10 protein-coding genes are annotated in these 12,850 nt (G+C 60.8%); 3 read left to right on the top strand and 7 right to left on the bottom strand.

The features are described from left to right. Window positions 1-43 precede the first annotated feature (43 nt). The 7 genes from FHS48_RS08335 to FHS48_RS08305 form a co-directional block, all read right to left on the bottom strand. Window positions 44-865: an alpha/beta hydrolase family protein gene (locus tag FHS48_RS08335; protein WP_184263106.1), complete on the bottom strand. Its 822-nt coding sequence runs from the start codon at window positions 863-865 to the stop codon at window positions 44-46. 2 nt (window positions 866-867) lie between these two features. Further along, window positions 868-3,507 (bottom strand): autotransporter family protein, encoded by a 2,640-nt coding sequence (locus FHS48_RS08330; RefSeq protein WP_184263105.1) that lies wholly within the window; start codon window positions 3,505-3,507, stop codon window positions 868-870. A gap of 2 nt (window positions 3,508-3,509) precedes the next feature. Next, window positions 3,510-6,449 carry an autotransporter family protein gene (locus FHS48_RS08325; protein ID WP_184263104.1) on the bottom strand — a complete coding sequence of 980 codons (2,940 nt, stop codon included), beginning with the start codon at window positions 6,447-6,449 and terminating at the stop codon, window positions 3,510-3,512. 72 nt (window positions 6,450-6,521) lie between these two features. Then, complete coding sequence (locus tag FHS48_RS08320) at window positions 6,522-6,746, bottom strand: response regulator transcription factor (protein WP_184263103.1); 225 nt, start codon at window positions 6,744-6,746, stop codon at window positions 6,522-6,524. 124 nt (window positions 6,747-6,870) lie between these two features. Then, window positions 6,871-7,623, bottom strand: coding sequence for a helix-turn-helix transcriptional regulator (locus FHS48_RS08315; protein WP_184263102.1), 753 nt, complete (start codon window positions 7,621-7,623; stop codon window positions 6,871-6,873). Next, window positions 7,590-8,780, bottom strand: a complete 1,191-nt coding sequence (locus FHS48_RS08310; protein ID WP_184263101.1) for an MFS transporter — start codon at window positions 8,778-8,780, stop codon at window positions 7,590-7,592. The genes FHS48_RS08315 and FHS48_RS08310 overlap by 34 nt, the downstream gene beginning before the upstream one ends. Before the next feature lie 78 nt (window positions 8,781-8,858). After that, window positions 8,859-10,784: an asparagine synthase-related protein gene (locus FHS48_RS08305; RefSeq protein ID WP_184263100.1), complete on the bottom strand. Its 1,926-nt coding sequence runs from the start codon at window positions 10,782-10,784 to the stop codon at window positions 8,859-8,861. A gap of 315 nt (window positions 10,785-11,099) precedes the next feature. Here FHS48_RS08305 and FHS48_RS08300 point away from each other — a divergent pair, with 315 nt between their 5' ends. From FHS48_RS08300 to FHS48_RS08290, 3 genes are all read left to right on the top strand, one after another. Continuing rightward, a complete protein-coding gene (locus FHS48_RS08300) occupies window positions 11,100-11,267 on the top strand; it encodes a hypothetical protein (protein ID WP_184263099.1) in 168 nt (55 codons plus the stop codon). A 197-nt stretch (window positions 11,268-11,464) separates the two neighbouring features. Beyond that, complete coding sequence (locus FHS48_RS08295) at window positions 11,465-12,037, top strand: phage tail protein (protein ID WP_184263098.1); 573 nt, start codon at window positions 11,465-11,467, stop codon at window positions 12,035-12,037. Between the two features lie 86 nt (window positions 12,038-12,123). Next, window positions 12,124-12,714, top strand: coding sequence for a phage tail protein (locus FHS48_RS08290; protein WP_184263097.1), 591 nt, complete (start codon window positions 12,124-12,126; stop codon window positions 12,712-12,714). The last annotated feature ends 136 nt before the right edge of the window (window positions 12,715-12,850 follow it).

Genomic DNA, 12,850 nt, shown 5'->3' with positions numbered 1-12,850 from the left:
TGTTTACAGGGTTTACAGGGATCGATTTTCCTGTGTACGGCCTTCAGCCGCAGGTCGGCCGGGTGTTCAGCAGTTCCCGCCAGCGATTGATCCAGCCGTTTTCGTGGTCGGCACCGGGCACCGACACTGAACGCACGCAGGCAGAGCCGGTGGCTTGGGTGAAACGTTGCGAGATCGATGGGGGAACGATGCGGTCATTCACGCCGCTGTAATGAATTTGCGGGATCTTGGCCACCTGAGCCGCCACATCAATGGCGTTGAGCGAGCCGGTCAGTTGCGATACCCCGGCAAGCCGGTTGACCTCAGCATGGTCAAGATTTCCCGCCACCGTGCGGATGCTGGCCACGTCCTGACGGCGGGAAGCCACCAGAACGGCGACAGCACCGCCACCGGAATAGCCGACAAGGTTGATCTTTTGTCCCGGCACCTGAGCCGCCACCTGATCGACTGCCCGGCCCATGGCGGTGATCACCTCGGGGGCGAAGCGTTTTCCGGTCCAGTAGGCGGGGGCGCAGGATGGATTTTTCGAGCGGTCAGTATACTGGCAGGGGCGGGCCAGATAAACCACGTTGGCGGCTGGATCAAGGGCAGCCAGTGCCAGCCCTTGGGCATCCTTGGGCGTGGGATCGCGGGAAACCTCGGTACGGGACGCCCAGGCCAGACCGTCGCCTTCAATATAGATGGTAACGGGTTGAGACCGGTCGGTGATACGCACAAAAGTGGTCAATAAAAACGGATCGGTCTTCAGCAGCATGCGGCTCATCCGTGCCGGTTTTGCCAAGGCGTCGGCATTGGCATCACGGTCGATGGCGGAACAACTGAAAAGGAATGGCAGAGCCAGCAGGCTGAGAAGGAGTTTTTTCATGCTCAGAACTCAGTCCGCATTTGCAGAGAGGCGGAGTGGCTGATGTATTTGTCGGCCAGATCGGCGTCGTACCTTGCGCTGAAGGTGGTGTTGCGGACACTGGCGACATCAAGGCCGAGACTGATGTTGAAATGCTCGGTGGCAATGTCGGTGCCGGGGGTGGTGAAGCTGGCCCCACCGGCGGCGTAGGATGATGTCTGCTCCGGGCTGGACTGGTTGAACTCGTGATACCAGACCGCCCGACCGTTGGGGCTGATTTCCCAGTTGCCGATGGTGGCGACCTTGGCAGAGACTTTTGCACCCAGACCGGAGCGGATGGAGTCTGTGGAGGAGGAGCTGACCTCCAGCGCCGCCGCATCGCCGGTTTCTCTGTAGCTGTCCTGCTTCAGATTGTTGTAGGCCAGCGAGGCCAGCGGGATGATTACGGCGGGGCCGACGGCCAGAGGCGCGCCCACTTCCGCCTTGGCACCGTATTGCTGGCCGGAATAATCGGCGTTCAGGGTTTGGGTGGGGGCACCGGGGATGGCGACGTGCCGCTTGGCATCGTATTTGTGGATGCCGTAGGTCAGGGTCCCGTCTACGTACCAGCCCTTGCCCGAATAGGTGCCGTACAGGCTGGTGATGTAGGAGTCGATATCCTGCCCGCTTCCGGAGCGGACGCCGGTGGAGTCCACGGCGGTTTTGGCGTAGGCGAAGGACAGACCGGCCCGCAGGGGATCGATCACCTTGAAATCAGTGCCGAAGGCCAGACCGTAGGTGTCGGCGTCGTAGCCCCACACGTCGTTACGTTCTTTCTGACTGGCGGTGGAGCCGAAGCCCTGGCCCCACACCCCCAGACCCTTCAGCGTTTCCCCCGATGACACGCCGGTGCCGGTCTCAGACGATGCCACGCGCACGGCGTCAGTGCGCCCCTGAATGGTGGACAGGGCCTGAGTGACGGCCCCCATGGATGCCTGGGCGGTGTTGCCGGTGGTCTCTGGGCGCAACTGGGCACCGGCCTTCCTGATGTCGGCATCCGATGTCAGGTTGTTGACGGCCTGCGACAACGCCTGCAACCCGGGGTCACTGCCGGAATAGGTCGCCAGTGTCTGGACCCGCGTGCCGTTGACACCGGTCGCCGAACCGGCGGCATTCTGATTTGTGGCGGTGATGATGATGTTGGTGTAGCCGGATCCATAGGAGATACCGTCGGTGTCGGTCTGGCCCGTACACGACACGCCATCGGTAATATTATAAGCGCCCCCGTTGCAGCGGACATTACTGACAGTCCAGATATAGCCTGCGCCATTTACAACACTGGGCGTATTAACCAAGGTTCGACCATCGGCATCTTGAATAATAATGTAATTAGAGCCAGTTTGGACAGTTCCTAGGACAGTTGGCACGATCACCGATGTCATGCCATGGTTGAAACCATAATAGTCGCGTTCACCACCGACTTGTTTGAACGTCCAGTAGCCGTGCTTTCTTGATTTGGCGTCAATGGTGGTTTTAAAATGCATTGTTCCGCTGTTGGTTTCGTCGATATCGATGAATTCGTAGTCATAAAAGCGGACTCGCGACGTGCCAAGGTCGAGGGTACCGCCATTGACGAAGTCGAAGACGACGGCATGAATGTCGGAATTCTGATCAAACTTCAATGTGGCACCGTTGGTCAGATATAAAGATCGCACAGGGCCCACATACGCGGTGTTTCCGAATTCTGAGATGTTTTGGAACGGTTTACCGATATCACCGTTCACTGTCGTGGAGCCAGATCGGAAATAAACATCGGCACCGGAGCCGTTCATTTGCCCATTGGAGGTACCTTTTCCTTGAATGCTACCATTCAGTGTGCCGCCATAGAAATTCAATTGATCGCCATGAGATGATGTCCAGATATCACCGTTAATAGTGCCATCATTATTATTCAGGGTAATGAAACGTTGAGATCCGTCAAAAGTTAAAGCTCGCGGGGGAAGTGTAATCGCAGTCGTACCCTTGGCACCACCGGTTATGGTGCCAGAGTTATTAATCATCAAAGTTCCCGAGGAGTAGCTGTCAACCGCAGCGCCACCGGCATAAGTTTCCCCTCCAACTCCGCCAGATATTGTTCCGGAGTTATTTATCGTCGTTTTACCAGAGATGTGGTCTTCAATAACTATCCCTCGACCGGCAGTGTTACCTTCGCTGCTGACCCCATTCCCGCCAACCACAGAAGCACCGGAATTAACGTTAATGGTCGTATTTACGGCCTGACCACTGCAAGGCTGTGCTTGGCAAGCTGCTCCGATAGAAATCGCTTTTTGGCTATTTTGGCCACCGGTTACGGTGTTTCCTGACTGCACCGTCACATTCACATCCCCCGATCTGTCATCGGTTAGGTTTGGAGCAATCGTGATTGCTCTTAGTCCAGCCGGGGCGGTCAGATTGGTGTCGATGGAGATGTTGGTCGCGGCAGTCAAAGCCTGCGTCGGTAACAGAAGCGAACCAGGGTCACGATTGGTGTTGTATCCGTAATTACTAATTATCTTGGGTGAGGTATCACCTGCCCATGCCACTCCGGTTCCAATCACGATAAACGCCAGATATGAGGTTCCGGCCAGCAGGAAACGGTTAAAGCTACGCATGATGGTGTATTCCTTGATAAGGAGTTTTTTCATGCTCAGAACTCAGTCCGCATTTGCAGAGAGGCGGAGTGGCTGATGTATTTGTCGGCCAGATCGGCGTCGTACCTTGCGCTGAAGGTGGTGTTGCGGACACTGGCGACATCAAGGCCGAGACTGATGTTGAAATGCTCGGTGGCAATGTCGGTGCCGGGGGTGGTGAAGCTGGCCCCACCGGCGGCGTAGGATGATGTCTGCTCCGGGCTGGACTGGTTGAACTCGTGATACCAGACCGCCCGGCCGTTGGGGCTGATTTCCCAGTTGCCGATGGTGGCGACCTTGGCAGAGACTTTTGCACCCAGACCGGAGCGGATGGAGTCTGTGGAGGAGGAGCCGACCTCCAGCGCCGCCGCATCGCCGGTTTCTCTGTAACTGTCCTGTTTCAGATTGTTGTAGGCCAGCGAGGCCAGGGGGGTGATTACGGCGGGGCCGACGGCCAGAGGCGCGCCCACTTCCGCCTTGGCACCGTATTGCTGGCCGGAATAATCGGCGTTCAGGGTTTGGGTTGGGGCACCGGGGATGGCGACGTGCCGCTTGGCATCGTATTTGTGGATGCCGTAGGTCAGGGTCCCGTCCACGTACCAGCCCTTGCCCGAATAGGTGCCGTACAGGCTGGTGATGTAGGAGTCGATATCCTGCCCGCTTCCGGAGCGGACGCCGGTGGAGTCCACGGCGGTTTTGGCGTAGGCGAAGGACAGACCGGCCCGCAGGGGATCGATCACCTTGAAATCAGTGCCGAAGGCCAGACCGTAGGTGTCGGCGTCGTAGCCCCACACGTCGTTACGTTCTTTCTGACTGGCGGTGGAGCCGAAGCCCTGGCCCCACACCCCCAGACCCTTCAGCGTTTCCCCCGATGACACGCCGGTGCCGGTTTCAGACGATGCCACGCGCACGGCGTCAGTGCGCCCCTGAATGGTGGACAGGGCCTGAGTGACGGCCCCCATGGATGCCTGGGCGGTGTTGCCGGTGGTCTCTGGGCGCAACTGGGCACCGGCCTTCCTGATGTCGGCATCCGATGTCAGGTTGTTGACGGCCTGCGACAACGCCTGCAACCCGGGGTCACTGCCGGAATAGGTCGCCAGCGTCTGGACCCGCGTGCCGTTGACACCGGTCGCCGAACCGGCGGCGTTGGCGTTCTCGGCGGTGATGATGATGTTGGTGGTGCCGGATCCGTAGGAGATATCGTCGGTGTCGGTCTGGCCTGATCCGGTCACTTGGCTGACGGTCCAGCGATAACCGGCACCGTTGACCACGTCCGGCAAGGACTTCGCGATGCGGCCATCGGTGTCCTGGATGATGACATACTTCGATCCGCTATTCACCGAGCCGACAACAACCGGGAAAATGGTGGGGGCACCGCCATCCATATAGGTTGTTTCAGTTTTTGGGCCAGCACCCCGGGTGAATACCATGTAGCCATGTTGCCCGGTCGTGGTGTTGATCGTCGTCCTCAGGCTGACGTTTCCGCCAATCTTACCCGTATAGCTATTTCCAGTTGGGTAATATACCCATCCGAGGCGATGGGTTCCCATGTCATATGTCACGTCCCCGGTGGTGATCAGGTTATTGTAATGAAGCTGAGAGTTCCCTGAGAGGGCTAAGGTCGAGCCATTGAGAATGCTGATCGCATGCAGGGGAGCGCCCTGTTTACCAAGATTGCCATTCAGGGTGACGGTGCCCGCACCTGCGCTGCCAATGACGACGTTACCTGCACCGGATTGCTTGGCATATACGCTGCCCGTCAGAGTGCTGTCTTTTTCCAGATAGACAGAATCGTTGCCATTTGAGGCGATGCCTAATTTGATGCCGCCAATGATGCTGCCGTAATTCACTACGTGCAGCTCGCCCCCCGTCGATCGGGTGCTGCCGTCGATAGACAGCCCATTTGAGGCTGACGAAATCTCACCATAATTGGTGATTACGTTCTCGTTTCCCTGTAAGGGGGAGCGTACCAAAATAACAGACTCAGCTCCGCGCGCTGTTTTGATGATGCTGTTCTTGTTGTTAACAATAGTCATTTTTTTAGGAGAGAGTACGCTAACAGACTGTTTGAAGTCTTCATCATCCTCATAACTGTCGCCAATGACGATAGCGGACCAAACAGACGATGTGTCTCCGACGATTGCATCTCCTATAATTTTACCAACCCGTATTCCGTCTCCATTGATAACGCGGATGTCTCCCGTTGTATTTAACAGCAGGGCAGAGACACCGCGGATCTCGCCTTGGGTATTGTTTATGCTGATGTTACCAGAAACATTACCAGTGCTGATTGTGTCGGAGTTGCTGGTGATATAACCGGTAGAATTCGCAGATCCGTTGTTGATGGTAAGGTTTGACCGACTGTGATTGGTCCACTTGCTCTGATCATTCTTATTGATACCGCTATCAGATGCGAGATTTTCGTCTGTAGCATAGCCATAGCCATTCATCCGAATGGCATCATCACTGCTATGGTTAATGGTGGCACCGTTCCCATCGACGGTTGTTCCATTGTTTATGGTCAGATCAATATTCTGATTGAAAAATAAACCGGAGCTTGAGCCGCTATTAATGGCAATTACACCACTGTTGTTGACTTGGGAAATGCCGCTAACCATGTCGCCCGCCCGCACAACCGACAGGACGGCTGTCGGGGGAGGACCGTTCTTGATCTCCTTGTCAACCACGATGCCAGACCCAGCCCCGACGTTCAGGATAAGACTGCCGCCTTGGCCCGAGCTGATAAGTTGAATTGGTGTGCCTTGCGGATTATTGGCACTGACGGACTGATTGATGTCGCCACCGCTGGTTTTGACCGAGCACACACCCTTTGCATTCCAGAAAGCACCCTCCTGTGAGCCGCTTCCACCTTCACAGGCAGCCCAAGCCCCACTTGCCATCATGAGAATCGCCAGATTCGAGGTTCCGGCCAGCAGGAAACGGTTGAAGCTACGCATGATGGCGAATTCCTTGGCGTGAGGAGCGGAGAGGGGCGATTGCCATAGATCGGGCCGGGGGGGGCTGTGGCATCAGCTGTTGCCCTCGGTCAGCAGATTGTTGCGGATGGCAATGGCGATCGCCTGCTCGGTGGTGGCTGCCCCCAGCTTGTCGCGGGCCGACAGAACCTGCTTGTCCACGGTTTTGACCGTGATGCCCAAATCCTCGGCGATACCCTTCAGCCGCTTGCCTTTGGCAAGGAGGGTCAGGCATTGCCGTTCTCTGGGGGATAGGTTTTGGACGGGAGACTGGGGCATAGACAATTCTTCGGGTTGAAAAGCCCGAAAAAAATAGCGTGCACTTCCGAAAATAGAAATTGGGGGAATTCCCCCGCACCGATGGCTGCCGCAGGTCAGCGGGAATGTGTAAAAACCGGACCGGTCAGGGGTCGATCAGTCCAAAGATCAGGGCGGTGGCCATGGCTTGAGCGGGAGTGACCGCTTTCAGCTTGGTCTGAACGGCCTCTATCCGGGTTTCCATCTTTCGTGGAGTCAGGCCAAGGCGGTGGGCGATCTGCTTTTGCCTCAGGCCCGTCGCCAGCCACAGCAGGCATTCGCGTTCCTCTGTATCCAGAGAAAAAAGTTCCCCCAGATGGTCGCGACGCAAGGCGATGTCAAAAGCATTGATGATGGCGGTGATGCTGTCACCGTGCTCCATCCAGATGCGGTCGAATTCGGGCCACGACATGTCTGCTGCATGGCAGCCGGCGGAGGATATCCCCAGGCCACCGGCAAACCGCATGGGGATAGTCACGCCGGTGATGATGCCGTAATCGAAGTCAAGGTCGAGGGAGGCTTTGGCTGCGGGGGTAAAGTGTTCGGAGTGCAGTCGCGAGACATCGCCCCACAACGCCGGGGTGGTCTCGCAGCGGGCTGCGCGGACGAATTCGTCACAATAAAACAGTCCTGATCCTAATTTGGCGTCCAGCCATTCCGAAACGATGCTGTTCAGAAGGACAGGCAATTCCTCCCTGGGGGTTGATATCGTTTCGGTACCATATATGTTTCCGGTGATGCCGAAAGGCTTCAGGTGCCGGTTCAGTTTTTTCCACAGGTCGTGCCTGTCCGTCGCCTGCCGGAAATCTTCGGCCGCGCTCTGTATCAATCGGGCGAAGGATCTGTCTCGATTGTGCATATGGCCCCCCGTGCAGTCACAGATTGCCAAAAGGAAACGCACAGGAAAAGAGCGAAAAGAGCGGCGGTGCTGATCATCAACCCCTGCGGGTTCCAGCTGTCCATGGAAAGGCCGTGCAGGATGGGGCCGCACAGACTACCCACGGCGTAAAGGGTGCCGAAGCTGGCGTTGGCGGTAGCCAGCCCGGCACCTTTGAAATGATCGGCCAGCATCGCCAGCGTGAGATTGTAGAAGGACCCGGCAGAACCGCCCCATACCAGCATGGTGAGGAGCAATACTTCAGGGGACTGCATCGCGGAGGGAATGAGCGCAGGGATGATCAGGGCGATGACTGCGGAGCTGACCAGAACCCTGACCTTGCCGAAACGGTCGGCCAGTATGCCAATGGGGATCGCCATGAGGATAAGGCCGGCAAAGGTTGCCGAGACACACCAAGCGGCCCAATGCTCTTCCAGCCCCGATCGCACGGCATAAACCGGCATCATGGTGTAAGGCGCAGCCTCGAACAGGCCGAAGAGCAGCACGCCGAGCAGGGGCAGGCGTGCCGCGCCGCGAAAAAGCCCCCGGTGCCCCATGGGGGGCGGCTCTTTAATGGGGGGTGGGCCACCGTGAAGGAAGGCGAACACCAGCCCTGCCGCCAAAGCCAGTATTGCCATCATGAGGACGGGTGGCCAGCCTTCTGTTCCAATCAGGGGAGTGACTGTTGCGCCGGTCATGATCCCGACAGCGAAGGTGGTCGCGTAGATGCCCACATTACGGGCCCGCCGGTTTTCGGGCGAGCCAGCGTTGATCCAGTATTCCACCAGCCGGAACACCATGCCGGTGCCGCCGCCGAACAGGAAACGCAACGCCATCCATACATCTGCATCGGGCAGGGCCGGGAAACACAGGATTGCAAGGATGGCGACCGCTAACAGCCCTGGCAGCAATGCTTTGGGATTGAAGCGCCGCAACGCCCAAGGCATCAACGGTGTCGCCAATAACCACGCCAGTGCCGGCATGGACGCGTTGAGTCCGATGGCGCTGGCTGAGACTCCCATACGGTTCAGCGACAAATCCACATAAGCATAGGACGCCCCCACCGCTGCTGCCAGCAGAGCCGAGGCGGTGGACAATAAGGGGAGGCTTAATGGTTGATGGCGTGACGGTGTTACCATTTTTGGTCTCAATCAATTCATCGTCAAAGTACTCTGCCCGGCGGGCGGTTCTCTGTTTTAACCCCGTCTCTAACCCCGTCAGGCCCCGGCCAGCAGACGGGCGGCCTGTATGGCGCGCACGGCCTGTAAGGCCGGGGCGGCTTCCGGCGGCAGGGCACCGCCGCTGCGCAGGGCCTGAAAGGCGGCGTCGGCGGCCGGGCCGGGGTCGGGCAGGGCGGAGACGGCGGCGGCGGCCACGTCCAGCCGCAGATGGCCCTGCACCCGGGGGTGCTGGCGCAGGCTGTGGGCCTGTTCCAGCAGCGCTGCTTTCAGGCTGCACAGGCTGCGCAGCACGTCGGGCAGCGGGCTGTGTTTGTCGCGCCGCAGCCGCACGCTGTCGGGCAGAATGCCGGTCATCGCCGTGCGGAACGGCTGGCGGCTGTAGCCCTGATCAATCAGATACGCCGGGGGCAGTGACAGCGCGAAATCGATCACCCGCCGGTCCAGCAGCGGATAGCTGACCGCCACCCCATGCGGGGCGGCCAGCAGCGCCCAGCGGGTCAGCCGTCCGGCCAGGTAGCCCCGGGTCAGGATCGCCACCCGGTCGGCGGCGCGGCAGGTCAGCGGGGTCGGGGCGGGCAGGGCGTCCCGCACCTGTGCCGCCAGATCGGGGTGCAGCAGGGCCAGCCCGGCGGCACCGTGGCCGAGGCGGTCCTGACCGGGGATGGTGCCGCCGGAGTGGCGCGGCCGGTCCGGCAGCAGCGGGCGGATCAGGCGGTGCCACACCGCCCGGGGCAGGGCAAGGCCTTCCGCCCGCGCCCACTGCGGCAGATCCCGCGCCACCGTTTTCCACTGGCCCTGTCGCAGCAGGGCGGCATGCATGGCCAGCCCGTTGAAGGTCGCCCCTTCATCACCCCCGGCCCCGGACAGCAGCAGCGGGGCCCCGGCGGCGGCAAACAGGTTGCCTTCATCCACCAGAAAGCCGGGTTCCAGCGGCAGGTCGGGGCTGCTGCCGAAGCCGTTGGCGGCGAAGAAGGCCAGCGGATCGGGCGGGGGAACCGGCTGCCAGTCCAGCGCCGGGGCCTGCGCCAGAACCGCATCAATAAAGGGCTGCTCGTCATGGCGGCCTTCCGATCCCGGGGCCGGGCGCAGCGCCAGAGCCCGCAGTGGGGGGGCGGCTTCCGGCCCGGTCAGGCGGGCGGCGAGCAGGGTGATGGCGGAGGAATCCAGCCCGCCGCTGAGGTGGGTGGCCACCGCACCGGCGGGCGGCAGGCGGCAGGCCACCGCCTGTTGCAGCAGGTCGCGCAGGGTGGCGGCGGCGCGGTCCCGGCTGCCGGACCACAGGCCGGTCTGGCCGGGGTCGGGCTGCCACGCCCGGTGCAGGCGGATGCCGTCCGCCCCGGGGCGGACCGTCAGGCTGTGGCCGGGGGGCAGCCAGTGGATTCCCTGCCACGCGGTGCGCTGGCGGTCGGGGTAGCTGCGCAGGATCATCATCCCCAGTGCCACCGGATCAGGAGTGGCCTCTGCCAGCCCCCCACCCACCAGACCCCCCTTCACCAGACCACCCTGCACCAGAGCACGGGGCAGCGAGGCAAAGGCGAACAGCCGGCCGGGCTGATGGGTCCAGCACAGCGGCCGCACCCCCATGATGTCGCGGCTGCACCGCAGGGTGTGGTGGGCGGCATCCCAGTGGGCCAGTGCGTAATCGCCGTCCAGCCGGTCCGGCGTGCTGTCGCCCCAGTCGCGCAGCCGGGCCAGAAACGCCGGGGCAGACGGCAGCGGATGATCAGCCCGCAGGTCGGCGGCCAGCCGGTCGCCGCCGCTGTTCCCGGTGATGGCGGGCAAGGCCTGCCCGCCGGGTTTTAAGGTGCCGAAGTCCAGCACCGCCAGCCCCAGTGGCCCGTCGCACCGGCGGGTGATCACCGGGGTCTGGCCGGGGGCGGTCAGGGCCGCCGTCATCCGGGTCAGGGCCGCCGGGTCAGCGGGGGCACCATCCAGATGCAGAAGGCCGCAGATCAGCCGCATGGGCAGTCAGTCATCATTCCGGGGTCGCCAAGGGGTCTCCATGTCCCGGATGCTACCAAGGCGCTCTCCGGGGGGCAATGAGTCAGTTGTGTTGTGGGGTCATATTCCCGTTATTGGTTGTTTTGGTACCGATTTAGTGGTAGGACTTTGCGTGTGGCAGTTGGGAAGGTGCTCTTTAAGCGTGTTCTCCTGAAAACAGGGGGGCGCATTCACCGGCTCACGGTACAGCGTGACTGTAAGGCAAACATCCCTATCGGGCAGATAGGGCCGCAGTCAGGCGTATGCGTGAGGGTGATGTCAAAAAGGGTAACCGTGATGTTGACAGAGACTTCAGACCGTTACGATGCTCCCGCCCGCCCGGAAATCATCCCGGGGAGCCGTCTGTGGCGGCCCCCGGTGATTCACGATGTCTCGGTGGAGATGACCCGGAAGACGAGTTCGACGATGGAATCCGTGCCCGGCTTTGTGAAGAACGGCTCCTGACCGGGGCGGGCGCTGCCTGCCGCCCTCTCTTCCCGCATATATGCACACCCCCCCCACACACAGCCCCTTCCGGTTGAGGCCGCAGGGACCTCTTCAGTCTGTCTATAGGGCAGGCCCATCCGCTGTGGCGGGTCAGAGGACCGTTCCGGTTTTTTTAAGAGTGCGGACCGGGGGCCGGATCTGCACGAGGAGGACTTATGGGTACGGATGAAACCTACATCGGCGAGATCCGCCTGTTCCCGTTACCGTGGATTCCGTATGGCTGGCTGCCCTGTGACGGGCGGACGGTTGAGCTCCGCAAGTATCCCGCCCTGTTTGCCCTGATCAGGGACACCTATGGCCCCGCCAGGGACGGAACGTTCACGGTGCCGGACCTACGCGGCCGGGCGATTTACGGGGCGAATTCCCCCGGCACAACCGGCAGCCCTGATCCCGGCAGCCCCGGACATGCCTTCGGTCAGGAGAAAGTGGAACTGACGCTGAGCAACACGCCGATCCACCGGCATCAGGCCGGTGCCAGCAGCGCCGATGCGAAGGAGGTCAAGATGGGCGATGCCGGATTTGCGAAAGCGGTACCGGTCAGCCCGGCGGAGTTCCCGGATCCGGTCAAGGTCTATGCCGAGGCCCCGGATGGGTTTACCGCCGTCGCCGCTCTCCACCCCGCCACCGTCTCCGTGGCCGGGCAGGGCACGGCGCACAACAACATGCAGCCGTTTCTGGTGCTTCAATACTGCATCTGCGTGGTTGGAGACTTCCCGTCGCGGGTCTGAGCCGCCCCCGGCCGCCGGTGATCCGGGCGGCGGGTGATGTTCAAGGCGCCCCGGCGGCGCGGATAATCGGACTGAAGGAGGTACGCGTGAGTGAGAGCATGAGCGATATTGATGATATGACGGTGTTTCTCGGCGAAATCCGTCTGTTCGCCGGGCCGTTTGTGCCGGTCGGGTGGGCGGAGTGTGATGGGGCGGAACTGCCGGTCCGGGGCAACGATGCTTTGCACGCCTTGCTGAAGAACACCTTTGGTGGCGACGGGGTAACGAAATTCAATCTGCCGGATCTGCGGGGCCGGGTGGTGGTCAGTTGCGGGGCAGGACCCAGCCTGACACTGCGGACTGTCGGGGATGTCGGCGGAGAGGATGTGGTGGCCCTGACGCAGGAGGAGATGCCGCCGCACTCCCACCCGTTTGCGGTGGAAAACGTGGAAGGAACGATGGAAGGACCCGAGACGGGCAAAAGCCGGGCGGTGGTTCTGGCCAACATGGCCGCTATCTCCGGCGGGGCGGTCGGCCTCTATGGCAAAGCTGACATCGTGGCGACTAAGCCGGTGGAGGTGATGGCGGCGGCCGTGATGGACCCTGTCGGCTCCGGCGAAGCCCATTCGAACATCATGCCCAGCATCGGGCTGCGCTACATCATCGCCCTCAGGGGGATGTATCCGGCCCCTCAGTAAGTCCGGTGAGTAAGTCCGGTCGGTCTACAGAAGTTTCCGGTTGAGCGGATGCCGGTCAATCGAGGGAAATTCTCTGTTTTTTCAAAGAGAATGAGCATTTTCAGCGGCAAAACCGGTATCCGCGTCTGCTGAAAAC

It is taken from the genome of Novispirillum itersonii, assembly GCF_014205675.1.
Lineage (GTDB): Bacteria > Pseudomonadota > Alphaproteobacteria > Rhodospirillales > Rhodospirillaceae > Novispirillum > Novispirillum itersonii_A.
The sequence above is the reverse complement of the archived record's forward strand: the minus strand, read 5'-3'. Positions and strand labels throughout refer to the sequence as shown.

Coding starts and splice junctions, on each gene's coding strand:
- FHS48_RS08335 (WP_184263106.1), bottom strand. CDS start 865: ATGAAAAAACTCCTTCTCAGCCTGCTGGCTCTGCCATTCCTTTTCAGT.
- FHS48_RS08330 (WP_184263105.1), bottom strand. CDS start 3,507: ATGAAAAAACTCCTTATCAAGGAATACACCATCATGCGTAGCTTTAAC.
- FHS48_RS08325 (WP_184263104.1), bottom strand. CDS start 6,449: ATGCGTAGCTTCAACCGTTTCCTGCTGGCCGGAACCTCGAATCTGGCG.
- FHS48_RS08320 (WP_184263103.1), bottom strand. CDS start 6,746: ATGCCCCAGTCTCCCGTCCAAAACCTATCCCCCAGAGAACGGCAATGC.
- FHS48_RS08315 (WP_184263102.1), bottom strand. CDS start 7,623: ATGCACAATCGAGACAGATCCTTCGCCCGATTGATACAGAGCGCGGCC.
- FHS48_RS08310 (WP_184263101.1), bottom strand. CDS start 8,780: ATGGTAACACCGTCACGCCATCAACCATTAAGCCTCCCCTTATTGTCC.
- FHS48_RS08305 (WP_184263100.1), bottom strand. CDS start 10,784: ATGCGGCTGATCTGCGGCCTTCTGCATCTGGATGGTGCCCCCGCTGAC.
- FHS48_RS08300 (WP_184263099.1), top strand. CDS start 11,100: ATGTTGACAGAGACTTCAGACCGTTACGATGCTCCCGCCCGCCCGGAA.
- FHS48_RS08295 (WP_184263098.1), top strand. CDS start 11,465: ATGGGTACGGATGAAACCTACATCGGCGAGATCCGCCTGTTCCCGTTA.